Raw genomic sequence first — 24,515 nt, forward strand, 5'->3', positions numbered from 1 at the left:
TTGTCTCTAATACACCTCCAGTCCGCGGTTACGGAATTCGCGCTTGAGCTCCAACACTGCGCCCAGGTCCCCTGGGCGCAAAGCCCGCAGCCGCCGCTGATACTCGGCGCGCAGATCCTGCGTCGGCGCACTGGCGCCGCCGGGCGGGATCACCCGGCTGGCGCGGCTCACCCCTGGCTGCGCACTGGGCGCAGCGCCGGGCTGGGCAGCCACCTGCTCGAGGCGCGCCTCAAGGGCCTGCTCAAGCTCCAGCCTGAGCGCGCCAAGCACCTGCTCTTTCACAAGATCGGCAATGCGTTGCTGTTTCTTGCTGGCGCCCAAGCTGGCAGGTTTGGCCAACTCAACTCCACCCTCTTCGGGCAAACTCTCTCCCCCGTCCATGCATCCCCCCTTTCGCCGCATTGATAGCACAACCCCTATGCCCGCAGGTACATTTGGACGGGGAAATCAAGCCATTAGACAACCTTTCAAAGTTGCAAGGTTTGGAGTGGCATCTGGAATTTCATCTATCATGCTTGACAGGATTGCTATGCGAACCAAACCTGCGAAAGCAAAAGCCCGCCCGGCCAAACCTGCACGGCGGGATTTACAACTCAAAAGGAAACCAGCATCCAAAGGAGTGCGCGAGTCTCTCACGGCCCGCGCCACGCGTCTGTTATGAATTATCTTGTCCCCTTGGGCATTTTTGTGCTGCAAGCTATTCTGTACAGCTTTATCGGCCTGCGCCTCGGCCAGAAATCATTCCCAGATCATGAAGACCAGCGAGCCTGGAAAGCATTCCGCACCTGGTGGATGGGTATGGGTATCAATAGCACGATTAACGCGTTATCCGTGCTTGCATTCAACACTGGCATTCAATATTTGCCGCTTTTCATTCTGTTCAGCGTCACCGCCACTTTGGCGGCAGCATCCGCATTGTGGGGTCTTCTAACCTATCTACTTTACGTTTACACTGGCAACAACCGCTCCCGATTGGTTGGCAGCTTCTATGTTGCTTTTGCGCTCTTCGTGTTTGTATCGATCTATGTATTCAGCCCTGCCGGCGTTGCGATGGACGGGTTTCAAGTTGCGATGCAATACAACAACCCGCCCCAAGGTGCACCTGCTTTCATTTACGCGGTGGCCTTCATCCTCTTGCTTGGTCTGCCGCCTGTAATCGCCAGCATTGGCATGTTCTTGCTCTATCGCCGCGTCAATGAGAACAGTGCAAAATACCGCGCCGGCCTGGTGTCTCTTGGCATTTTCATGCTCTTCGGCCTGTCTTACATTGTGCCACTGATGCTGTTCCCATTCGGTCTGCGTACCGGCGAATTGCCCTGGTGGCCGATCACGATCCGTATGGTGGGCATTGCTGCCCTGGCGCTCATCTATTTTGCTTACTTCCCGCCAGTTTTCGTAAAAGACAGGCTGCAGGTCAAGACAGTCCTCGAATAAAAAAAAGCCGGTCCATGGGCCGGCTTTTTTTATTGATTTGCATCCGGGAGGTTATTTAGCCGCCGGCGCAGCCGCGCCGTTGGCGGCCTCGCCATTGCCGCTATAGGTCTCATCCGTCGTGCCCAGCTGGGCCGCGGGCAGCAAACGCGAGTCGGACGCGTCGTACGTCACCACGACCTTCTCGCCCTTCTTGAAGTCTTCGTCGTCCTCAAGGTTGCGTACCAGTACGGTGATCTCGGTGCCGCCCTTGAGCGTGACGTTGACACGTGTGTCCGTGCCCACAAACACCGAGTCGAGCACGCGGGCGTTGATCACCGCGTTCACGCGTGGCGGTTGCGGCTTGGCCGGGCTCACCGGAGCCGCCGGGGGCGGCGCCTCGGCGCCAGGCGCCAACGCCGGCGCCAGTTCGCGGGCCACCGCCAGCTTCTCCGGGCGGATGACCATGGTGACCTTCTCGCCGGGCATCAGCGGAAAGTTAGCGCGGGCGGCGGTTACATCCTCGCGCCCCACTTTGATCACGGTGCGGTCCTCATGCAGCGAGACCACTTTGCCTTCCAGAAAATTTGTATCGCCAATGAAATCAGCCACAAAGTGGTTGGCCGGGAAGTTGTAGATCTGCTCCGGCGTGCCCACCTGCTGCACGTGGCCCTCGCTCATCACCGCGATGCGGTCGCTCATCGTCAGCGCTTCTTCCTGGTCATGTGTAACGTAGATGAACGTAATACCAACCCGCTTTTGTAAATCTTTGAGCTCGTGCTGCATGGTTTCACGCAGCTTGAGGTCCAACGCGCCCAGTGGCTCGTCCAGCAGCAGCACCGCCGGCCGGTTCACTAGGGCACGCGCCAGCGCTACGCGCTGCTGCTGCCCACCGGAGAGTTGGTTCGGCTTGCGCTCGCCGAGCTGGCCCAGCTTCACCAGCTCCAATGCCTCGCGCACACGCACCTCGCGCTCGCCTTTGGGCACCCGCTTGACCGCCAGGCCAAAACCCACGTTCTGCGCCACGGTGAGATGGGGAAAGAGCGCATAGCTTTGGAACACGGTGTTGACCGCCCGCTTATAGGGTGGAACATCATTGGAAAGCTCGCCATTCAGAAAAATATCGCCACTGGTGGGGAACTCAAAGCCGGCGATCATGCGCAAGGTCGTGGTCTTGCCGCAACCGCTGGGGCCAAGCATGGTGAAGAACTCACCCTGCTTGATCTGCAGGTCAACGCCTTTCACAGCGTGCATCAAGCTCTCTCCGCGCCCAACGCCGGAGAAGACCTTGCTGACGTTCTTGAGTTCAACTGCCAATGGTTTCATAGACATTTCCAGTTTTCGATTTTCGCGTGCCATTACTTTACCTTGGCCATCTTGTTCATGTCATCCGCCCCAGCTCTTCACCCAGCTGGCGCAATGGAGAACGGGTAAACCAAGCCAATTCTGCAGTACGAATCAATGCCCGTTCTCCCACGCGGCGGGTTATGCCCATAGAGCTTATTGTCGAACTCATCTGGGTCATCCAGTCTTTCCATTTCGATTTGTGCCGACCCGCCGCAACCATTCAGAAAATAGAAGAATCACCACCGACACCATGATCACCACCGCCGCGGTGGTCACCGCCAGCGGCAAGCGGCTGGGGAAGCGCAGCTGCGAATACAAATACACCGGCAGGGTGTTCTGCGTACCGGCCAGGAAGAAGGCCAGCGAGAATTCGTCGAACGACATGGTGAACGAAGACAGGAACGCCGCCACCAACGCCGGCATTGAGATGGGCAGGGTCACGCGCATCAGCGTGCCCCAGTAGGTTGCGCCCAGATCCATGGCGGCTTCTTCCAGATTATTGGCAAAGCCCGAGAGGCGCGCCGCCACGATCAGCATCACATATGGCATATTGATGATCGTATGGCCGATCATGATCGTCCACAGGCTCAGCTCGATCTTGAGCGCCTGGAACAGGATCAGCAGCGCCACCGCCAGCACCACATACGGGATGACCAGCGGCAGCGTGGCGATGTTCAAAAAGAAATCGCGGCCCGGGAAGTTGTAGCGCGCGATGGCGATCGCCGCCGCGCCGCCCAGCACCGTGGCGACAACCGAAGACACCAAACCGATCAGCAGGCTGTTCTTGGCCGCATTGATCAGCTCGGTGGCCTGCAACAGCTCGCGATACCACTGCAGCGTAAAACCGCGCAGCGGGAACACCAGCAGCACTGAATCATTGAAAGAGAAAACGATCAGCAACAGAATGGGCAGCTGCAAGAACAGCAGCAACAGCAGGTAATACCCCAGCCCCAACCACTTTCCCGTCTGTCGCATCAGCGTGCCCTCACCCTTCAACCTAGGAAGAAACAGGCACTTCAGTGATCGGGATGAAGCGATTGAAAACGTAGCTGAACACGCCCACCAGCACCAGCAGCACCATGCTCATCAGCGCGCCCAGCGGCCAGTTGAGGGCGCGCCCAAACTGGTCCTGGATCAGGTTGCCGTACATGATGCCGCTCACGCCGCCCACCAGGTTGGGGGTCACCCATTCACCCAGGGTGGGAATGAAGACAAAGAAGAAAGCCGAAGCCACGCCCGGCATCGTCAGCGGGAACGTGACCCGCCAAAAGGTGACGCTAGGCGGGGCGCCAAGGTCAGCGGCGGCTTCGTGCAGGCGCGGGTCGATCCGCTCCATGGCAGCGAAGATCGGCAGCGCCGCGAACGGGATCCACACATACACCAGGGTGATGAGCACCGCCGCCTGGCTGAACAGCAGGATCGGCGCACCATTCTCGATCAGCCCAGCACTGATGAGCAGCTGGTTTAGCAAGCCCTCAGAACCGAGGATGACCTTCCAGGCCAGCACGCGCAGCAAGTAGCTGATCCAGGCCGGCAGAATGAGCATGGTCAGCAGGATCACACGGCGAGAGCCAGTGTAAAAGACCAGATAGTATGCAACAGGATAGGCCAGCAAGATAGATAACACTGCTGTCAGCAACGCCAGCTGGCTGGAGTTCAACAACAGTACAAAATAGGCCGGGTTGGAAAAAAATGTCGTGAACGCTTCGAATGAGAGCGGGAACAGCGGGCCAAAGGTGCTGGATTTCATGGTGTACAACGCCATGATGACCAGCGGGATTAGAAAGAAAAACAGCAAAAACACCGATGGCGGCGTAATGAGTGCAAAGAGGCGGCGCTTGTTTTCCACTAAACATGTCCTGAGCGGGGAACAGGGCGGGCCAATGGCCCGCCCTGCCCCCGCAGCATCACCGGCTGAGAGCCGGTGCTGCTATTGTTGGGCTTTGACCTCGTTCCAGATCGTGGTCATCATCTCACGCTGTTCTTGCGTGAGAGGGTGCTGGAAGTTGCTTTGCGCCAGGATGGCCGGATCGTCGTACTGGAAGACGGCCACCAGGTTGGGGTCGAGCAGCGGCACGGAGTCCATGTTGGCCGCGCCGTAGTAGAAGTCATTGGCCATGTTGGCGTTGGACTGCGCATCGATCAAGGCGTTGATGTAGTCGTAGGCCAGGTCGACATTGGTGGATTTGGCCGAGATGCCGAAACCGCAGGCGTAGCTGATGCGGCCCTCAGTGGGGTTGACATACTCCACCTCGTAGCCTTCATCATTCAGCGTGGCCCAGGCATCGTTCCAGGTGTTGGCGCCCACGGCCACATCGCCGGAGGCCAGCAGCTGGTTAATCTCGGTGTAGTCCACCCAGTACGTAAGTAGGTTAGGCTTCAGGGCGATCAGGTGCTGCTTGATCTCCTCCTGCTGCTCAGGGGTGGTGTTGTACGGGTCGTACCCCAAAGCGTAGGCCGCGGTGAGGAAGGTGGACTCGCCCGAGTCGAAGATGGCTACCTTGCCGGCGTACTGCGGGTCCCACAGGTCAGCCCAGGAGTCGGGTACTTCGTCCACCAGGTCCGTGCGCACGGTGATGGACTCGTACGCCCAGTCCCACGGGATGAAGTATTGTTGGCCGTTGAAGACGCCGTGCTGGGTCAACTCAGGGAACAGCTGGTCAAAGTTGCTGAGGCGCGAGGTGTCCAGCGGCATCACCAGGCCGGCCTCAACGTACAGGCCCCACCAACTGCCACACGGATGCACTACATCGAAAGCGAAGCCGCTTTGAGCCTTGGAGTAGGCTTCGGCATCCTCACCGAAGAAGCTGTACTCCGGCTCAATGTCAGGATGCTGCAGGGCAAATGGCTCCCAGTAGCTGGGCTCCTCATAGCCAGACCATTCCAGCACCACCAGTTGGGTGTTCGGTTCAGCCGCGCCGCCACCGCAGGCAGCCAACATGGCCGTTGCAAGCAGCACCAATGCAACATTCTTGATTTTGTTCAACATTCTCTATCTTTCTCCTTTAAACACTGTTAAACAAAAAAACTGTACTTGGGCCGTGTTTCACCAGTACAGTTTTGCTACTTTGGCTCCCCCGGAGCAGTTGGGACAGTACAGTCTCCATCCACCGTCATTTTGCATATTTTATTAGGTTGCCCCCAAAAATCAATGCTCAAAGCTTAAAGAATTGAGTCGCCTATTCAGGCTGCAGCAAGGCTTCGGGACAGCAGTACACTAAAAGTAATGAAAGCTTCTCATCTCAAATTCCGTCTCCCGCTGCTCTTCGCCAGCGTGGCTATCCTGGTGTTGGCCGTATTGGCCGGGCTGGCGCGCATTGGCTGGGCGCTGCCCAGCCTGCCCAGCCAGCTGCCAGTGGCCCACGGCCCGCTGATGATATGCGGCTTCTTCGGCACACTGATCGCGCTGGAGCGCGCGGTGGCGCTGGGCCGCCGCTGGATGTACATCGGCCCGGCGCTCAGCGCGCTGGGCGGTTTGCTGCTGGCACTGGGCCACTCGCTGCCGGGTGGCCTGCTGTTCCTGGCCGCCAGCCTCAGCTTTGCGCTGGTGGGCTGGCTCATTGTCCGTCAGGCGCCGGCCAACTACACCGTTGTGATGGCGCTGGGCGCCAGCAGCTGGCTGGTGGGCAACCTGCTGTGGGTGCTCGGCCAGCCCATGGCCGTGGTGGTGTATTGGTGGGCCGCCTATCTGGTGCTCACCATCGCCGGCGAGCGCCTGGAGCTGGGCCGCCTGCTGCGGCCAAGCCGCGGCGCGCAAGCCGCCTTCATGCTGGCGGTTGCGGCGCTGCTGGCCGGCGCAGCCATTATCGCATTTGCCTTTGAGGCTGGCGCGGGGGCATTCAACCTTGGCCTATTGGCGCTCAGCGCCTGGCTGCTGCGCCACGATGTGGTGCGCGTAACACTGCGCAGCAAGGGCTTGCCGCGCTACATCGCCTGCGCGCTGGGTCTGGGATACATATGGATGGGCGCCAGCGCGATACTAGGCTTGCTGCACGGCCCGCAAGTGGCTGGGCTCATCTACGATGCGTATTGGCACGGTCTGTTTGTGGGCTTCGTGCTCTCGATGGTGTTCGCGCACGGCCCCATCATTCTGCCGGCCGTGCTGGCCCGCACGGTGGTATACCACCCCATTCTGTATGCGCCGCTCAGCCTGCTGCACACTTCGCTCATCGTGCGCATCATTGGCAACCTGCTGCAGGAGCCAGGCGTCCGCCGCTGGGGCGGCATGCTGAACGGCATCGCCATCCTGCTGTTTTTTGTTTCCATGGCCATATCCTTTCGCAACAATCGCTCAAGCCAATAGCGAGCAGACAAAAAAAAGAGCGCAGCTTTTGCTGCGCTCTTTTTTATTTCTGCGTATGCGTTTAAGGATTGGCAGGGCCTTCTTTGAAGATGTTCGGGTTGGCCGCGCCGCTCACATGCAGCATGCCCACCAAGCCGCGCTCCAGGCGGCTGAGGGCGTGATCCACCAGCACATAGTGGCCGGGGTACTCAACATCGAACTCCACCATCACCGCCCCGCCCGGCGGCACGCTGATGGTTTGCACATCAGTGAGCGGGGCAGCCGTCAGCGAACCGAAAGCATACGCCCGGTCAAAGATCTCGCCGATGACGTGGAATGAGGATGTGAAGTTAGGCCCGCCCACGCCGACAAAGATGCGCACGCTGTCGCCCACGTTGGCTTGCAGCATGTTGGCCTCACCGGCCAGCCCCAGCGCACCCACCGCGCCGTTGAACACAAAGTATTCCGGATCTTCGTTGGCCATCTTGTCATGGCTGAAGGTCAGCTGACCCTGGGCGCCGAATGCTTCCTCGGTGTAGATCTCGCCCTGCATCACGTAGAACTCGCGGTCCACCGGCGGCAGGCCGCCAGCCGGCTCGATCAGGATCAGGCCGTACATGCCGCTGGCAATGTGGTGCGGCACGCTGGGCGTGGCGCAGTGATAGACGTAGATGCCGGGGTTGAGCGCAGTGAATGTAAAGCTCTTGGTCTCGCCGGGTTGCACCTGGGTTACCTCACCGCCGCCGCCGGGGCCGGTGGCCGCGTGCAGATCCACTGAGTGCACGAAGGCGCTGCTGGTCTCATTGCGCAGGGTGATCTCCACCGTGTCACCCACGCGGGCGCGGATGAAGGGGCCGGGCACCGTGCCGTTGAAAGTGAAGTAGGGATAGGTTGCGCCGTCAGCCAGTTGGCCCACCACCTCCTGAGCCACCAGCTCGGCCTGCACCAGTTGTGGGCCGCGTGCGCCCACCGCGGCAGGCAGGTCCGCCGGGTTCTTGACCACCGAGGCGGCCGCGGCGCTTTCGCCGCTGCCCACTTGCAGAGTGCCTTGCATGCCAGCCGCCCGGTGCCCGGGCACGATGCAATAGTAGGTAAAACTGCCCTCGTTCTCAACGACGAATTTGATGGTTTGCTGTTGGCCTTGCGAATCGAGGAAACCGGTATCCACGCCGAACTCATCGATCTGCAGGTTGTGCTGCACAGCTTCGGCATTCACCAGGGTGATTTCCACAATGTCGCCTGGTTGGGCCGTCAGCGTGGGGTTGGGCACGCCATCGATCTCGCCGCCCACCCCGATGAAGACCAGGTTGTGGCCGCTGACACCGGTGGTCAAGGTATACGAGACATCTGCGGGGCCATCGGGCGTCTCAGCCTGCGGCACGGGAGTGCTGTGCATCTCACCCATGGCATGGTCGCCGCCCATCTGGTCTTGCATGGCGCTGAGGGTGGCGTGGATAAAGGTTTGCTCCCGCTCTATCGAGTAGCAGCCGCTGAGCAGCAGCGCCAACAGGGAAACAAGAAGAATAGTAGGAACATGTTTTCTAAGCATTTCTCTCCTTGGGTAGCAGAACATTCTGAATACTGTAGGAGATGGCTTGAAATGCCTATAGGTGCGATTATCCTTAGTTGGCTGGCGCTTTGTCCCATCTTGCCCGGCAGAAAGCGACCCATGATGGAGATCCACTACAAGATCAATGTTCCGCTGGACCTGGACGCTGCGATTGCGGTGTACCGTAGCAGCACGCTGGGCGAGCGCCGCCCAGTGGACGACAGGGAGCGCATGCGCGAAATGCTGGCGAATTCCAACCTGGTGGTGAGCGCCTGGGATGGGGAGCAGCTGGTGGGGATTTCTCGCTCGGTGACCGATTGGGTGTATTGCTGCTACTTGTCTGACTTGGCGGTGAGCGCCAGCCACCAGCGCGGCGGGTTGGGCAAGCAGCTGATCCGTGAGACGCAGGCGGCCCTGGGGCCGGATGCCAAGATCATCCTGCTGGCGGCCCCCGCCGCACGGGAGTATTACCCGCACATTGGCTTCGAACAACACCCCTCCGCCTGGACCATTGGAGCCCGCCAAGGTATGAAGTAGCGAGTAAGTTAAAACTTTTAGCGGGTAGGTTAAAACTTTTATAGGTAAAGTTTGCACTTTTAACTTTCCGACGAATTGGTTAATACTTTCAAGTTCATAGCCTGGCCTTTTTGGGGCGCGGTCATTGCGACCCTGCTCGCATGACGTCAACATTGGCTTTTGTAGGGGCGTACGCTGTATACAGCGTACGCCCCTACGCGCGCGACCATGCATCCAAGGAGCGTTCCAGCGCGGGATTCTGGTTCTCGCTGTGCAAGGATCCCTCGCTTCGCTCGGGATGCACAGAGTACTGTCATTCCGAGCGAGCGCAGCGAGAGAGGAATCCTTTAGGGCAGAACATCAACAGCGAGAATTCTCGAGCATCCTCACTGCGCTCGGATGCACGCCAAAGCTACTCCGTATTGGCACTCGCCACTGCATCCGGGTTGGCAATCACCGGCGGCAGGCCGCCCGCCGCCGGGTCAAAGCCCTGCGTGCTGGGTGGCTGCTCGGCGACTGCGTCGGCGATGAGCTGGCGTTTGCGGGCCTCCAGGCGGGCGGCGGCCAGCTGCTCCTGCTCGGCCTGGGCCATCACCTCTTTGGCATCCGTCTCACCGATCTGCTCCAGGGCGCGCTCGCGGCTGTAGCCGAGATCGCGCACCGCCATGCTGGCGGCGTTGATGCGCGCCATGCGGTCGGTGGGCACATCGGCGGTCAGTTCCACGTCGATCAGCACTTCAGTCAGGTCACCCTCGGCCGGGTCAAGGCGCACCGTCTCGCTACGGCCGCGCTTGCTCACATACGCATCCAGCGCCTGGCCGCTGTGCTGCACCCAGTGCAGCATCAGTTGAAAGACCTCCGAGAGGGCTTCCTCGGCCAGCTCCTTGTACGGAGTCAGACTCTTGATGCCACTTTGGGTGGCCAGGTTGAGTGTGGCAAAAGCGGTGCCGCCGGGAAAATCGGCGGATTGCAGCACGCGCGGCACCGTGCTCTTGCCCATGCGCTCGCTGACCCGCTCGGCGATACGCGCCAGGCTCTCATCCAGCCCGGGGGCGCTCAGCGGGTTGAGCTGGTGGCCGGGCGGCACATGCACCACGCGGCCCGGCTCGCCATAGTCCACATCCACTTCTGCGGTGGGGCCTTCCACCTTGAGGCGCGGGGCGGCGGCGTAGGCGATGACCTCGGAGGCCAGCAAGGTTTCGACAATGTTCTGGGTATCCCACTGGCCGGACTGGAAGACCGAGGCCAGCAGCGGGATGCGCTGAGCGCCGCCGCTGTGCAGAGTGGTGCCGCCTACCTTGGCAGCCCAGGGCAGAAAGCCCAAGCCGTGCTGCTCGCGCACAATTTCCACCGCGGCGGCCTGCTCGCTGCCGGTCGGCTCGGCCAGCATGGCGCCGTCCTCCTGCAGCACGGCCCACACGGCGCGCTGCTCGCCATCCATATAGTCGAAGATGGTGCAGTAGTTCAGCTCCGGCGCACGGCGAGCGCCGCGGCCGCGGCGCGGCTTGGGCAGCTTCTCGTTAAAGGCGCTGCCCCAGAAGGCGGCCGCCTCACTCAGCGGCATGACCTGCTTGAGCAGAACTGCCTCCGGCGCCCAGTCCGAGTAGCGCACGTGCACCTGCTGCGGATTGCGCACGATGATGGCAAACGGCCCGAAGCGCTGGGCCGGCCCGCTGGCGGCCAGGCCCAGTTGGCGAGCGGCGTCCTGCTGGGCCGGTAGGTAGACCACCTGGGCCACCACCTCGTCATAAAGCAAGGCGCTCAGCACCACGTCTCGCAGCACGCTGGCGCGGCGGCGCCGGCTGGCATTGCGGAAGTGCCAAGCCAGGGCGCGCTCGATGCGCTCAGCCTGCTGGCGGGCGGCATCGCCGCCGCCGCTGGCGTAGCCCAGCGGCTGGGCGGTGATGCGCGGCGCCACCGAGCTGAGCACCCGTGTACCGGCCCGCACGGCATCGTGCGGGTCGGTACTGACCACTTTGTGGATCCAGCCCACAGCGTGCAGGGCCGGCGGCAGCTGCCAGCGGTTGTGCCACATGGCGTCCATGGCGCGCAGCATCTGGTCGCGCTCGCGGTCGGCGGCAATCATGTGGGTGGCGATCGATTGAAAGTGCGATAGTTCTTGCATAGTTCCCCCTTTTAAACCTAGTGTATGCAAGAGCCTGAGAACGCGTGCATACTTTGGCTGTTTGTCAAGGAAAAGCTCTCCACAGGTAAACACAGACGCGTAAAAGAGCGGAAAACGTTGTGTCCGTTTTGATCCTTTTGTATTGACTGGTTGTCAAGGTGTTTTAAACCAGAATGGTGATTGCTAGGTGGTGGTAGTGTGCTCAGCAATCCAGGCAGCAAGCGCTTCCCTCGTTATGCCTTGCTCCCGATGATTTGCTACCTTCAATGCCATTGTAACTATCTCATCGTCAGAAGCCGCAAAACTCATCCCGTTAAGCTCTAGAAATATTGCCATGGATACCATACCCGTGCGTTTGTTGCCGTCATTAAAAACATGGTCATTGATAATTGTCCAGGCAATCAATGAAGCCTTATCACTCAGAGAGGCATACGGGTCGGCACCAAAGATGGTCTGGCTTTGAACTGCCTCCAGAACCCATAAGAGACTGTTTTGATTTAGGAGATTTTCAGGCGGAGCAAATAGACCTTCGCTCCTTTGGATAACTGCCTCATTTATAGAGACGATATCTTTAAAAGTGAGGAAGACTAGCGCTTTGCTAATTCCTGCCAGGCCTTTTTGTTGCGCTCAAACACTTTTTCAAAAGCCTTCCGTACCTCGGCGCGCATAGACGGCTGCTTCTGAGTAGCAGGCGTATATGCATGTTTAACTTCTTGGATCTTTGTCTCTTTTTTCTTCACGCTTTGATTATAGCATTCGTCTTTTCAGGAATTCTGCGGTCCTTATAGAGCCGCTATCTAGGCGGGGGCAGCTGCCGCAGGCGGCTGCTGTCACGGAAGATGAACGAGAGCACGAAGCCAGCGATGAAGCCGCCGATGTGGGCCATGTAGGCCACGCCGCCCACATCGGCGGCGCTGGGGTCCAGCGAGCCCAGGCCGCTGAACAGCTGCAGTACGAACCAGAAGCCGATCACGATCAGCGCATTCATCTGAGTGATGAAGCGCCCCACCAGCACGTTGATGCGGCGGCCGGGGAACATGATCAAGTAGGCGCCCAGCACGCCGGCAATGGCGCCCGAGGCGCCCAGGTTGGGGATGTTGGAATCAGGATTGAAGATGAACTGCAGGAAGGTGGCGCCGATACCGCTGAGGATGTAGAAGACCAGAAACTTGAAATGGCCAAAATTATCCTCGACATTGTCGCCAAAGATCCATAGATAGAGCAGGTTGCCGCCCAGGTGCACAAGGCCGGCGTGCATGAACATAGCGCTGAAGATCGTAGTAGATTCGAGGATGGGGTTCTGCACAAAGCGGGCCGGCACGAACGACCATTCGACGATGAAGGCATCCCCCAGGGTCAGCTCGAGCAGAAAGACGAGAATATTGAGCGCAATCAAGGCATAGGTCACCACCGGGGTGCTGCGGCGGCCACTGTTGTCGTCACCAATCGGCATCATGGCTAAGAATCTCCTTGTGGGCAGATTATAAGACAGTGTTTTATCTAGCGGTTCAAACGTGCAATAATAACGATGCATTACACACTGGGAGATTTGCGATGGATAAGAATAAAGTTACCCTTGAGGATTACGCCTTCCTTAATCGCCTGCTGGAAGGCTGTCAGATCATTGGCCGGGATTTCAAGTATCTGTTCATGAATGAAGTCCTGCTTGAACACGGCAAGCAAACCTGGGATAACCTGCTGGGCAAGACCATGATGGAAGCCTACCCAGGCATTGAAGACACTGAGGTTTTTGCCAAACTCAAAGAAGTGATGGAAAGCGGCATGCCGCAGCGCATGCTCAACCATTCACCTATCCAGACGGCAGCGAGGGATGGTTCGATCTCAACATCCTGCCCTGGCCGGATGGGGCCATGATCCTCTCGCTGGACATTACCGCACAGAAACGGCTGGAGCAGATGGAAACAAACAAAAATAAAAAGACCGTGCGCTGCACGGTCTTTTATTTTCTCAGTCGAGCGCCAGCTTGGCGCGCTTGGCCTCACGACCGCGTACATGCATATCCAGGATCTTCTTGCGGATGCGCAGACTCTCTGGCGTGACTTCCAGCAATTCATCGTCGGCCAGCTGCTCAATGCACTCGTCCAGGCTCATCACGCGCGGCGGGCTGAGGCGCTGCTCAATCTCGCCTTTGGTATTTTCGCGCATGCTGGTGAGCTTCTTACCCTTGCAGACATTGACCTCAATATCGCCGGTGCGAGCTTGTTCGCCCACCACCATGCCTGCGTAGACCTCGGTTCCTGCGCTAATGAAGAGGATGCCGCGCTCCTCTGCGGCACGCAGGCCGTAGGTCAACGCGGTGCCAGCCTCATAGGCCACCAGTGAGCCACGCGCCCGTGAGGTTATGGCGCCCGCCATCGGGCGGTAGCCGGCAAAGATCGTATTCATGATGCCGCGGCCGCGGGTAGCCGTGAGGAACTGCTGGCGGAAGCCGAGCAGCCCGCGGGTGGGCACAACAAACGTAGACAGCATGCTGCCACCGGGGCCTTCAATCATTTGCTGCATTTCACCGCGGCGCTTGCCCATCATCTCCACCACAACCCCGGCGGTCTCCGGGCTGGTTTCGATGTGCACTTCTTCATACGGCTCAAGCTGGTTGCCCTCGCCGTCTTTCTTCATGATGACTTCGGGGCGGGCTACATGGAACTCGTAGCCTTCACGGCGCATGGTTTCGATCAGAATGGCGAGGTGCAGCTCACCGCGGCCGGAGACGATGAAGGTATCGGCGCTGTCGGTATCCTCGACGCGCAGCGAGAGATTGCTGCGCAGCTCGTTGTATAGGCGCTCGCGTAGCTTGCGGCTGGTGCCCCACTTGCCCTCGCGCCCGGCGAACGGCGAGGTGTTGACGCCGAAGGACATACGCACGGTCGGCTCCTCCACGGTAATCCCGGGCAGGGCCACCGGGTGCTCGCGGTCGGCCAGGGTCTCGCCAATGGCGATGCCTTCCAGGCCAGCCACGGCGACAATGTCGCCGGCGCTGGCTTCTTGGACCTCCACGCGCTGCAAACCATCCTGCAAATACAGGTAGCGCAGAACTTCAGGCAGGTTCTTGCCGTCCAGGGTCAGGCGGGCCACCGGCTGGTTGACCTGCATACGGCCGGCGAAGATGCGGCCAATGGCGGTCTGGCCACGGTAATTGTCATAGTCTAGCGTGGTCACCAGCATTTGCAGCGGCGCATCCGCGTCCACCATCGGGGGTGGCACTTCTTTGAGGATGACTTCGAACAGAGGCTGCAGATCAGGGCCGAGCTCCGGGGTCAGGCCGGCACGCTGCTCGGTGCCAATGGCGTACACCACCGGGAAGTCGGCTTGCTCATCGGTGGCGCCCAGGTCTACGAACAGGTCAAAGGTCTCGTTGAGGGTGCGGGTCACGTCCGCGCCGCGGCGGTCCACCTTGTTGATCACAACGATGGCGCGCAGGCCCATTTGCAGCGCTTTCTTGAGCACAAAGCGGGTCTGCGGGCGCGGGCCTTCGGCCGCGTCCACCAGTAGCAGCACGCCATCCACCATGTTCATCACGCGCTCCACCTCACCGCCAAAATCGGCGTGGCCGGGCGTATCCACAATGTTGATCTTGACCGGCGCGCCGGTGGCAGGGTCAGTGATCTGGATGGCGGTGTTCTTGGCCAGGATGGTAATGCCGCGCTCACGCTCCAGGTCATTGGAGTCCATGACGCGCTCAGCCACCTGCTGGTTGTCACGGAACACACGCGCCTGGCGCAGCAAGCCATCTACCAAGGTGGTCTTGCCGTGGTCTACGTGGGCAATGATGGCGATATTTCTAAGATCAGTACGAGGTGTTTGCATAACTAGTCTTCCCATTAAAAAGACCCCGCCTATGGCAGGGCCTGCGAACACAAAGATTATAGCAGAAGCTCGCCTCAACTGACTAGCGGCGTTCTGCATTACAATTCTTATCAAGGAGGGATAGCAAACCATGCCAACCAAGATCAAAATCCTATTTGCACTTCTAAGCCTGGCTTCTCTGCAAATTGCGTGTGCTGTGGCACAGTCTCAGCCTACAGAAACTGTCACCCCAACCCCGAGCTCAACCCCTATCCCCACCCGCGTTCCTACAGCTACACCGACCGAACAAATAGACGTGCTGTTTTACGACGACTTCTCGCAAATGGATTCAGCCTGGGTAGTTCCGCGCAGCAACACGGTGAGTGGCGACTTGCACCTTTCCGGCTTCAGGCTGACCACTAGTGCACCGGGTGTTGTTTACTGGCTGGAGGCTGGCGACCGCGTGGAAGATATGCGCGTGGAGGTTGACGCGCAATTGCTGGTGGGTGGTGAAACCAGCGAAATTGGCCTAATGTGTCGCTACCTGAGCGATTCTGACTTTTATGCTGCCACGATCAATGGCGCCGGCATCTACACCATTTACAAGCTGCGGGCGCGCAACTGGGTCCAACTGGCAGCAGGGGAAGTGCAGCTGCCTACCAGCGGTTTGGGCAACGTACACCTAACCCTGGACTGTATTGGCGAGGTATTGGCCTTCTTTATCAACGAGCAGTTGATAACCATGGCCTATGACTCCGAGTTTCGGCTCGGCAAAGGTGGTTTATTCATTTATTCGGGTTCAGAAGAAAACGGCGAGTTCGTTTTTGACGATTTCTACGTGCGCGTGCCGCCAGAAGACTCACCTGCCAATTCCAGTGAGGGCGCACACATTCCCAGCGAAGTGATTGCAGAAGATCTTGAGCTTGCCGGCTTCACGGAAGATTTGGGGAACCTGGCGTGGGAGTTCACTAATGCAATTCCGCTTCAGCTATCAGGTGAAAATTATGTAATGACCTGGCAGCAGCTTGATTGGAACAATCGCTATCGCGATTTTATTCTGGCCTTTGACGTAGCCTGGGAGAGCACTACCGGCCTGGCCGGATGCGGCGCAATCATGCGAACAGGCAATCAAGTTACCGAAGCTGAGCAAATTCGTCTAGAGACCTGGCGCTTTTCTGGCCTGCCTTCATGGGGGCTCGAGTATGTCAAATTCAACCGGCACTATGGCTGGATCTCTGGTGAGCTGCGTCCCAATAATGCAATCCGGCAAGGCAATGGCAGCACTAACCATTATGTGATTGTTGCCAACGGACCAGAATTTACAGTGTACGTTAACGGGATGCGCCTGGGTTCTGGCCGCGCCCCCGAGGCGCTCACCCAGGGAAAGCTGGCTCTCTTTGCCTGGCAAGAATCGGGGCAAACCAAATGCACATTCAGTAATGTTTGGGTCTGGAAAATTGACAACTGAGTACCGAATGACAAACAAAAAGAGCTGGCCTGGCCAGCTCTTTTTGTTTGTCAACTAGCTTGAAAGGTATTGGCACTTTCGTTCAACCCAGCGAAATGCAGGTACATAGTAGGCAACACATTTGTGTTCAAAGGGGGAACTTTGGATACACCACTGCTCGACAGCGCAGAAGGTTTTGCGCGCTTCTATCAAATGCTATACCAGCGCAAACTGCCGGCCCACGCCCTGCGCGATTGGATCCGCCCGTTGTATGCCGCCCGCGCCAGGGGCAAAGGCCTGGTGGTGATGGCTTTCCGCGGCTCCAGCAAGACCACCACGCTCAGCATCGCCTTCACCGCCTTCCGAATCGGCCAGCAGCCGCACAAGAGCCATCTCATCATTCAGGCCGGCAACCAGGCGGCCAAAGACACCGCCGCCCAGGTGGCCGAACTGATCCAGCACAACGCCGGCTGGAAAGCCGCCTTCGGCCATCTGGAGCCTGATCGCAAGGTGAGCTGGGGTGCGGCGGGCTACGAGGTCAAGGACACTAGCGGAGACTACGCCGCCTGGCGTGCCGTCTGCGCACAGGAGAAAGGCAAAGACCCCACCCTGCTGGGCCTGGGCTACAAATCCCGCGGCATCATCGGCAAGCACCCGACTGGCCTGCTGCTGATCGACGATATTCACGACGAGAGCAACACTCGTTCGGCGCGCGAGCTGCAGACCGTTATCAAGATCCTCACCGGCACCATCCTACCCACGGTGACGCCGCATACCTGGCAGCTAGTGGTGGGCACGCCGTGGCGCAGCAACGATGCGCTGGCCTACCTGGCGGCCACCCGCCGCTTCAAAACCGCCAGCACGCCCATCCTGCGGCGCGGCCGCGCGCAGTGGGCGGGCAAGTTTCCGGCGGCAAGCATCCACAAGCTTCGCCAGCTTACCGGCGAGGCCGAGTTTGCGCGCATGTACCTGCTAGACCTCAAGGCCGCCGAGGGTATCCACCTGCGGCCGGAATGGCTTCAGCACTATCCCCACGAGAAGATTGATGTCAAATGGCCGGTGGTCATGGGCGTGGACTATGCCAGCACGGCGGATGCGCTGAGCGGCCGCCAGCGTGACTACTTCGCCGTGGCCATCGGCCGCGTGCTGCCAGGCGGCGGCATCGTGCTGGTGGACGGTTACCGCGCCCGTATCAGCCAGGGCGAGGCCGAGCACCAGCTGCACACTCTGGCCGAGCGCTATCCCTCCACCCACATGATCGGCGTGGAGGCAGTGGGCAAAGGGGAGGAGTTCTATCACCTGATGCTGCGCACCACCCGGCTGCCGCTGATGCGGCTGCATTCGGGCGGCAAAACCAAGGGCCGCCGCTTTGAGGCCGGCATGGCGCCGCTGTTCGAGAGCGGGCGGGCTCGGGTGGCGGATGTGGAGACGCCATTCCTGCGCGCCTTCCGTGAGGAGTGGCTGCGCTGGCCGGACGGTGAGCACGACGACACGCTGGACGCGGTGGCGTGGATGCTGCACGTGGGCAACGGCTACATCCCGCCGCGGGCCATGCCCCGCGAAGCGAGCAAGCCGCGCAGCCCGTTCATGAGCCTGGGACGAAGATAAACAAAGTGATTGCCGTATCCAGATTTTCATCTACAATGGCCGCCATGGATAAACGCAAACTCATCATCGCATTACGTCTTATTTTGGGAGTAGCTACGGTGGCGGCGCTGATCAGGCAGTTCAACCTGGGCAGCGGCGGCAGCCCCGCCAATTTCTTCAGCTACTTCACCAACCTCACCAACATCATTCTGGTGTTCGTGTATTTCAGCGGCGCCTGGACCCTGATCCAGGGCCGCCAACCCAGCGTCAAGCAGGAGATCCTGCGCGGCGGCTCGGTGGTCTTCATCCTGGTGGTGGGCCTGGTCTACGAGGTCATGCTGCGCAGCAGCATTGAGTCGCTGTACTCGTGGAGCAACCTGGTGGTGCACTACATCAACCCCATCATGGCTCTGGTGGACTGGCTGATCATGCCGCCGCAGCACAAGCTGCCCAAGGGCGCCTGGTGGTATTGGCTGATCTTCCCCCTGGGTTACCTGGCCTACACGCTGCTGCGCGGCCCGCTGGCCGGCTGGTACCCGTATGGTTTCCTCAATCCGATCGAACAAGGCGGCTACGGCGGCGTGGCGATCTATAGTGTGGCCATTACCGCGCTGTTCCTGTTCTTCAGCTGGATCGTGCTGAAGCTCACGCGCACACCTGCTGGGCCAGTGACCGCCAAGCGCTCGGCTAGCAAGCCGGTCAAAAAGGCCGCAAAGAAAGCCACCAAAAAGGCTACCAAGAAGACCGCTAAAACAAAAACCCGCCGCTAGGCGGGTTTTTTATTGGCAGGAACCCGCCAAATAAATAGACCAAACGTGCTATTATGTGAATATGCTGATCACCATCCGCCCGGTTGAGCCGGCCGACTACGCTGCCTTTCTGATCCACCAGGCCGACGAGGTTTCGCGCCACATGGCGGCCTTCGGCCCCATCGAGGCGCTGGACGAGGACGCCCACGCAGCCCGCTGGGAGCGGCTGTTGGCCAACCCGGATGGGATTGCCCGCACCATCCTCGCCGATGGCGAGGTGGTGGGCAACATTATGAAGTTCGTGATGTTTGACGAGAACGAGCTGGCCTACTGGATCGGTCGGGAGCACTGGGGCCGCGGCATTGCCACCCAGGCGCTGCGTCTGTTCCTGCACGAGTACCGCGAGCGCCCGCTCGGGGCGCGGGCGGTCAAGGACAACATTGGCTCGGTTCGCGTGCTGGAGAAGTGCGGCTTCCGCTTGGTGGGCGAAGAGCGCGCCTTCTCCGACATCCGTAAAGCAGATGTGGACGAAGTCATCATGCGATTGGAACAATAATCCTATTGCGCGGCAATTTGGGGGTGTTTTACAATCCAGCTATGGACAAGCGCAAAGCACTTATCGTAGTACGTCTCTTCTTTGGTCTGCTCACCTTCTACGCCATTGGCGTGCAGTTGGGCATTCATGTCAGCCTGGGTTTTGACCCGGTCAACTTCTTCAGCTACTTCACCAACCTCAGCAACTTGTTCCTGGCGGTGATCTTCATCGCCGGCGGCCTGATGCTGTGGCGGAAGCAAACCCCTACCCGCGCCCAGGATTCGACGCGGGGCGCTTCCGTGGTCTACATTGCCGTGGTGGGTATTGTGTATGGCATCCTGCTGAGGAACATTGACCTAGGCTCGCTACAACCTTGGATCAACACCCTGCTGCACTATGTGAACCCGGTCGTAGCCGTCATTGACTGGTTCGTGGCCCCGCCGGCCAACAAGCTGGCCAGCAACGCGTGGCGCGGCTGGATGCTGTTCCCGCTGGCCTACCTGGCCTACACCCTGACCCGCGGCGCAGCCGTGAACTGGTATCCCTACCCGTTCCTGAACCCTGCCAATGTGGGCGGCTACGGGATCGTGGCGTTGTACTGTGTTGCCATCCTGGTGGTGTTCTTTGCACTGAGTTGGGCGGTGATCCGTGTGACTAACAACGGCACGGCGCCCGCCCCCAAGAGCAGGGCCAAGAAGAAGGCTGCGGCTAAGAAAAAGACTGCAACCAAGGCCAAGCGCAAGAGCGCTCGGCGCTAGAAATAAAAAGCCCGCTTTCAGCGGGCTTTTTTTATTGTGCGGGTTCGCCCGCCCGGATCCACTGCAGATACGCCGGCACCAACTCAGCGAAGAAGCCGTACTGGTCGGCCCCGTTTTCTGTGGGGCCGGTGAGCAGGATGTAGAGATTGCGATACGCGATCTCTACACCGATGCCGCCGGCCGCGTCCTGCCAGACCAGATGCTCGGCGTCCACGCCCTCAAGGTCAGGCAGCAGGGTCAGTTCACCGCTGTCCAGGCGGCTCCACACATCGGCGTGCCACTCGCGGCTCAGCACGGTCAGCGGGCCGTCGGAAGTTTCATAGATGTTGACCACATTGACCAGGTACAACGGCCCGCCACCCGATCGCCGGTCCATCTGGCGCTGCCATCCCACCAGACGGCCGGTGGCGGCAATATACTCCGCCCCATCAGTGCGCAGCTCCAGAATGCGGCTGTTGGGCGACTCGGTGCCTGCGCTCATCGGCGCGTAGGCGCCGCCGGTTTGCTCTGGCGAAAGCAGAAAATCCTGTGGAGCGTTGAGAAAATAGCCGCCCGCCATCAGGAAAGGCACACGGGTGGGCTCGGCTTTTGTTTCTGGCTGCGGACTGCAGGCCGCCAGAGCAATAAGTACAAAAGTCGCTAAAACAAGTACACGGTTCTTCAAATTCAGCCTCCAAAGGCAACCTAACTATAGCACCGGCGGCGCACGGCGTGGCTAAGGAAGGTATTAACCACACGGAGGAAACGGTGCAATTGCACGGCCTCTTTTGCTTACGGGTCCCGGTACTGCCTTACCTGGTTCTTGCCTGACTGCTTGGCAGTGTACAGGGCCTCATCCGCCTGGTTGAGCAGCCGGGTCAGGTCTGTCACATCGCCCCGGCGGCCGGAGTAGCAGGCCACCCCAATACTCAGCGAAGCGTCCTCGCCAGCTTCAAGCACCAGCGGGCTGCTGGTGTACTGGTTGCGGATACGCTCGGCCACATCGCCCGCCTCGCTCAGCGTGGTGCCCGGCAGTACCAGCAGGAACTCGTCGCCGCCCCAGCGCCCGCTCCAGTCGTAGCGGCGCTTCTGGGTCTTGATGCAGCGCGCCAGCTCCAGGATGACTTTGTCGCCCACGGCGTGGCCTTGGGTGTCGTTGATGAGCTTGAGATTATCCAGATCGATCAGCACCAGGCAGAGCGGCCGATTCTCGCGCTGGGCGCGGAACCATTCGGCTTCGGCGTGCTCAGTGACGGCGCGGCGGTTGAGCAGCCCGGTAAGCGGGTCTTGCATGGCAAGCGTCTGCATCTCCTCCAGCGAAAAGCGCAACTGGTCCTCCAGGCGCTTGCGCTCGGTGATGTCACGCACCACGCTTTGCACATACTGAGGCTCACCTTTTTCATTCCGCACAAGGGTGACATTGATTTCGGTCACAATTCGGCTGCCGTCTTTGCGGATCATCGTGCGTTCAAACAGAGGGATCATATCTTCGCGCTCCAGCCGAGCAAAGTTTGCCCTCATTGCCACCAGCTCAGTAGGCGCAATGATTTCTGCAATGGGCTTGCCCACCAACTCGTTTACGGAAAAACCAAGCATCGATGCAGCCTGCTCATTAACTTCCAGGTAGCGCAGGTTGGGAGAAATCAAAAATATGGCGTCATTAGTGCTTGTGAACAGCGATCGGTAGCGGCCTTCATTGCGGCGCGACTCGGCAAGGCTGTCACGCAGCACCAGATCGCCTAGAAGAAAGATAAAGATCAACGAAAGAAAGCTGATGACCAGCGGAGTCCACTCAGCTTCCTGCGCCATGTGCGAGATATCCGGAGGCAGGTAACGGTGCAGCGAGAGCGCGAAAATGAGAATATCAATGATCAGCGTCATCAAGGCCATGAACATGGCTACTCGGCCGCTGAGCAGCAGACGGGTGAGCACGATCAGCAGGAACTGGGGCACCAGCCAGATATTGTTGGTATTGGCCTCGATCAGCACCACGCCGGTGGCGAGACTCCAGAAGACCCACACCACCAGGCTGGTGGCAAGGATTACCTGGCCGCGCCGCCAAAGCAACCACACCACGATCATGAAGATTAGGCTGAAAATCTGAAGGGCGCGCACGAACGGCGTGGCCTCCAGGATGCGGCCGCTGAGGCCCCAGCCCAGCGGGATCAGGATGCAGGTGGTCCAGAAGACCAGGCCAAAATAGCGGGCACGCAGTTCTTCTGAGATGTCTCCGGCGCGGCTGAGGTGCAGTAAATTCCTAAGGCTTTGAGTAAATTGCATGTCAAAGAACGACCGCAGGAAATATAACTGAAAAGTCAGGCCGCATTGTCTTCAGCCACGATCACCTGGTTGCGGCCAGCCTGTTTTGCGCCGTACAAAGCCCGGTCGGCCTCGGCGAACAAGCCATCCAGCGAGTGAATACCGCTCTGGTTGAACACTACGCCCAGGCTCACCCGCAGGGCCTCTTGGATGCCATTTTCAAGGCGCACATGGCTGCGGTTGATGCGCTCACGCAGACGTTCAGCCACTTGCCTGGCAGTGTTTTTGTCTGCGCCAGGCAACAGCAGCAGGAACTCATCCCCGCCCCAGCGCCCGGCCCAGTCATTGCGCCGCATGCTAGTCTTGAGCAGGTTGCCTAGCGTACGCAATGCCTCATCGCCGGCCAGGTGACCGTGCGTATCGTTGATCTCTTTCAAATGATCCACATCCAGCAGCACCAGGCTGAGCGGCGTATGGTCCTGCTGGGCGCGTTTCCACTCCAGCTCGGCCCGTTCGGTGATGGCCCGGCGGTTGAGCAGCCCGGTCAGTTCATCGGTCATGGCCTGTGCTTCCGAGGCACGCAGGCTGCGTTCCAGCTCCTCGCGCAGCTGCATTTCATTGTCAACATCCCGCCCCGCAGCTTGCACTTCAACCAGCACGCCGTTTTCATCAAAAATGCCACGGTCGGTCCACTCCACCCAGCGCAGCGTGCCATCAGCGCGCGGATTCTGGTTACGGCTGGAGGAGAAGGGCCGCTCCAGGGTGATGGCTTCGATCTTGGCGCGCAGCTGGCGCGCCGCCTCTTCGGACGGCATTTGCTCCCATACCTGGAGTTTGCTCAGATCGCCTGACAGGCCGAAGAAGCGCAAGTAGGCCTCGTTGGCAAAAGTGATCTGGCCATACGGCGTGTAGCGGCAGATCATGTCGGTCTGATCCTGCAGGATGGCGAGGTAGTGCTGCTGGCTGCGATGCAGGGCGCGCTCCACCCGCTGGCGCTGGATGGCGCCACCCAGGATGCCTGCCGCGCCGCGCAACGCATCTTCTTCTTCAGAAGACCATTCACGCTCTGCCTTGATCTCATCGAAGCCAATGAAGCCCCACCATTCGTCGCCTACAAAAATAGGCACGACCAGGATGGATTTAAGTCCCTGTGACTGCAGACGGCGGCGCTCCACATCTGGCAGGTCTTGCACATTGGCGCTGATGACCTGATTGTTGGAAAGCAGGTCTACCCAGCGCATTAGGCCGGCTTCGCGGAAGTGCATGCTCTTGAAGCGGCCCAGTTCCAGATAGCCACCCACGCCCTCAGCCATCCAGGTGTGCATCTCATGCGACATGAGGTCACTACCCGGCGCACTGGCATTCTCAAAGATACGCACGCGGTCCACACCGGTGGCGTGGCCCAGCTCCTTCGCCACTTGATTGATGTTGTCTGCAAACGAGCGCCCGCGGAACAAGCGCTCAGCGGCCACGGACACCGCGGCCAGGATGGCGCCGCGCCGGCGCAGGTTGGCCTCTTGTGTGGCCTGGCTGGCCTGGGCGGCACGCAGATCGGCCACGCTTTCCACCAGCGAATCTTCTTTGGCCTGTGCCTCGCTGAAAGCGGTGCGCAGGCGACGTACATAGACCTGGGTCAGCCCCACGGCGATGAGGAAGAACAGCGATTGCGCCAGCCAATAGGCCAGCGGGGTCAGCACCGTCGCTTCCATCTCCGGATTGGCCAGGTGGTTGCGGAAGAGCAGGTAGTTGTACATGATGGTGAACAAAGCCAGGCCGGAGGCGAACGAACCGCTGACCAGCAGCCCTGCCATCAGTACCACCAGCATCTGCCCAAATGCAGAGACGCTGTAGATACCGGCGCCGTAATACATGGAAACCGCCAGCAGCACCCAGAAGGCCAGCAGCATGCTCATCCCGGCGGCAGTCAGGCGGCCGCGCTGCAAAAGCCACAGGGTGAGCAGCTCAGCGATCAGCACACCCCCCGCAGCCAGGATCCCGGTTTGATTGGTGGGAGTGAGGATTATGAAAACAAAAAGGAAGCCGAGTGTGGCCGGGATGAGTACTAACAAAATGCCGTGCAGAAGGCGGGCACGGCGATTGAGCTCAGATGTGCCCATCTCAGGGGAGGCCAACCAGCGTTGAAACCGTTCGATCATTGCTGGCTGGAT

The 24,515-nt window shown here is 59.7% G+C and carries 23 protein-coding genes; 9 read left to right on the forward strand and 14 right to left on the reverse strand.

Annotation, left to right across the window (positions count from 1 at the left end):
- Positions 1–6 precede the first annotated feature (6 nt).
- Entirely contained in the window at positions 7–381 is a 375-nt protein-coding gene (locus tag KIT08_02770) for a hypothetical protein (GenBank protein UYN90170.1), read from the reverse strand.
- A gap of 276 nt (positions 382–657) precedes the next feature.
- On the opposite strand from KIT08_02770, the gene KIT08_02775 reads away from it, so the two are divergent.
- Positions 658–1,434 carry a hypothetical protein gene (locus KIT08_02775; protein UYN90171.1) on the forward strand — a complete coding sequence of 259 codons (777 nt, stop codon included), beginning with the start codon at positions 658–660 and terminating at the stop codon, positions 1,432–1,434.
- 51 nt (positions 1,435–1,485) lie between these two features.
- Here the strand turns inward: KIT08_02775 and KIT08_02780 are convergent, their stop codons facing one another.
- From KIT08_02780 to KIT08_02795, 4 genes are all read right to left on the reverse strand, one after another.
- On the reverse strand, positions 1,486–2,664 hold the full coding sequence (locus tag KIT08_02780; protein UYN90776.1) for an ABC transporter ATP-binding protein: 1,179 nt from the start codon (positions 2,662–2,664) through the stop codon (positions 1,486–1,488).
- A 267-nt stretch (positions 2,665–2,931) separates the two neighbouring features.
- The gene (locus KIT08_02785) at positions 2,932–3,732 is read right to left on the reverse strand and encodes an ABC transporter permease (GenBank protein ID UYN90172.1); all 801 of its coding nucleotides are present in this window, start codon (positions 3,730–3,732) and stop codon (positions 2,932–2,934) included.
- A 22-nt stretch (positions 3,733–3,754) separates the two neighbouring features.
- On the reverse strand, positions 3,755–4,606 hold the full coding sequence (locus tag KIT08_02790) for an ABC transporter permease (protein UYN90173.1): 852 nt from the start codon (positions 4,604–4,606) through the stop codon (positions 3,755–3,757).
- 81 nt (positions 4,607–4,687) lie between these two features.
- Complete coding sequence (locus tag KIT08_02795; protein UYN90174.1) at positions 4,688–5,746, reverse strand: extracellular solute-binding protein; 1,059 nt, start codon at positions 5,744–5,746, stop codon at positions 4,688–4,690.
- Between the two features lie 237 nt (positions 5,747–5,983).
- Here KIT08_02795 and KIT08_02800 point away from each other — a divergent pair, with 237 nt between their 5' ends.
- A complete protein-coding gene (locus KIT08_02800) occupies positions 5,984–7,060 on the forward strand; it encodes a hypothetical protein (protein UYN90175.1) in 1,077 nt (358 codons plus the stop codon).
- Positions 7,061–7,121: 61 nt separating this feature from the next.
- On the opposite strand, the gene nirK is transcribed toward KIT08_02800, so the two are convergent.
- A complete protein-coding gene (gene nirK, locus KIT08_02805) occupies positions 7,122–8,588 on the reverse strand; it encodes a nitrite reductase, copper-containing (protein UYN90176.1) in 1,467 nt (488 codons plus the stop codon).
- A 120-nt stretch (positions 8,589–8,708) separates the two neighbouring features.
- Between nirK and KIT08_02810 the strand changes: the two genes are divergently transcribed.
- A complete protein-coding gene (locus tag KIT08_02810) occupies positions 8,709–9,125 on the forward strand; it encodes a GNAT family N-acetyltransferase (protein UYN90177.1) in 417 nt (138 codons plus the stop codon).
- Positions 9,126–9,516: 391 nt separating this feature from the next.
- Here the strand turns inward: KIT08_02810 and KIT08_02815 are convergent, their stop codons facing one another.
- The 4 genes from KIT08_02815 to KIT08_02830 form a co-directional block, all read right to left on the reverse strand.
- A complete protein-coding gene (locus KIT08_02815; GenBank protein UYN90178.1) occupies positions 9,517–11,229 on the reverse strand; it encodes a hypothetical protein in 1,713 nt (570 codons plus the stop codon).
- 183 nt (positions 11,230–11,412) lie between these two features.
- Positions 11,413–11,841 (reverse strand): type II toxin-antitoxin system death-on-curing family toxin, encoded by a 429-nt coding sequence (locus KIT08_02820; GenBank protein ID UYN90777.1) that lies wholly within the window; start codon positions 11,839–11,841, stop codon positions 11,413–11,415.
- Positions 11,817–11,969: a hypothetical protein gene (locus tag KIT08_02825; protein UYN90179.1), complete on the reverse strand. Its 153-nt coding sequence runs from the start codon at positions 11,967–11,969 to the stop codon at positions 11,817–11,819. Before KIT08_02825 ends, KIT08_02820 begins: the two co-directional genes overlap by 25 nt.
- 53 nt (positions 11,970–12,022) lie before the next feature.
- The gene (locus tag KIT08_02830; protein ID UYN90180.1) at positions 12,023–12,685 is read right to left on the reverse strand and encodes a rhomboid family intramembrane serine protease; all 663 of its coding nucleotides are present in this window, start codon (positions 12,683–12,685) and stop codon (positions 12,023–12,025) included.
- A 98-nt stretch (positions 12,686–12,783) separates the two neighbouring features.
- Between KIT08_02830 and KIT08_02835 the strand changes: the two genes are divergently transcribed.
- The gene (locus tag KIT08_02835) at positions 12,784–13,104 is read left to right on the forward strand and encodes a PAS domain-containing protein (GenBank protein ID UYN90181.1); all 321 of its coding nucleotides are present in this window, start codon (positions 12,784–12,786) and stop codon (positions 13,102–13,104) included.
- Positions 13,105–13,197: 93 nt separating this feature from the next.
- On the opposite strand, the gene typA is transcribed toward KIT08_02835, so the two are convergent.
- The gene (typA, locus tag KIT08_02840) at positions 13,198–15,054 is read right to left on the reverse strand and encodes a translational GTPase TypA (protein UYN90182.1); all 1,857 of its coding nucleotides are present in this window, start codon (positions 15,052–15,054) and stop codon (positions 13,198–13,200) included.
- A 130-nt stretch (positions 15,055–15,184) separates the two neighbouring features.
- On the opposite strand from typA, the gene KIT08_02845 reads away from it, so the two are divergent.
- From KIT08_02845 to KIT08_02865, 5 genes are all read left to right on the forward strand, one after another.
- Positions 15,185–16,501: a hypothetical protein gene (locus tag KIT08_02845; protein ID UYN90183.1), complete on the forward strand. Its 1,317-nt coding sequence runs from the start codon at positions 15,185–15,187 to the stop codon at positions 16,499–16,501.
- A 141-nt stretch (positions 16,502–16,642) separates the two neighbouring features.
- Complete coding sequence (locus KIT08_02850; protein ID UYN90184.1) at positions 16,643–18,088, forward strand: hypothetical protein; 1,446 nt, start codon at positions 16,643–16,645, stop codon at positions 18,086–18,088.
- Between the two features lie 44 nt (positions 18,089–18,132).
- Positions 18,133–18,837, forward strand: a complete 705-nt coding sequence (locus KIT08_02855) for a Pr6Pr family membrane protein (protein UYN90185.1) — start codon at positions 18,133–18,135, stop codon at positions 18,835–18,837.
- 61 nt (positions 18,838–18,898) lie between these two features.
- Positions 18,899–19,372: a GNAT family N-acetyltransferase gene (locus KIT08_02860; GenBank protein UYN90186.1), complete on the forward strand. Its 474-nt coding sequence runs from the start codon at positions 18,899–18,901 to the stop codon at positions 19,370–19,372.
- Positions 19,373–19,413: 41 nt separating this feature from the next.
- Positions 19,414–20,109, forward strand: a complete 696-nt coding sequence (locus KIT08_02865) for a Pr6Pr family membrane protein (GenBank protein ID UYN90187.1) — start codon at positions 19,414–19,416, stop codon at positions 20,107–20,109.
- A gap of 31 nt (positions 20,110–20,140) precedes the next feature.
- Here the strand turns inward: KIT08_02865 and KIT08_02870 are convergent, their stop codons facing one another.
- From KIT08_02870 to KIT08_02880, 3 genes are all read right to left on the reverse strand, one after another.
- Positions 20,141–20,773, reverse strand: coding sequence for a hypothetical protein (locus KIT08_02870; protein ID UYN90188.1), 633 nt, complete (start codon positions 20,771–20,773; stop codon positions 20,141–20,143).
- A 107-nt stretch (positions 20,774–20,880) separates the two neighbouring features.
- Positions 20,881–22,368: a diguanylate cyclase gene (locus KIT08_02875; GenBank protein UYN90189.1), complete on the reverse strand. Its 1,488-nt coding sequence runs from the start codon at positions 22,366–22,368 to the stop codon at positions 20,881–20,883.
- A gap of 35 nt (positions 22,369–22,403) precedes the next feature.
- The gene (locus KIT08_02880; protein ID UYN90190.1) at positions 22,404–24,503 is read right to left on the reverse strand and encodes a diguanylate cyclase; all 2,100 of its coding nucleotides are present in this window, start codon (positions 24,501–24,503) and stop codon (positions 22,404–22,406) included.
- Between the last annotated feature and the right edge of the window lie 12 nt (positions 24,504–24,515).

The organism is Anaerolineales bacterium (assembly GCA_025808555.1).
Taxonomy (GTDB): domain Bacteria; phylum Chloroflexota; class Anaerolineae; order Anaerolineales; family UBA11579; genus JAMCZK01.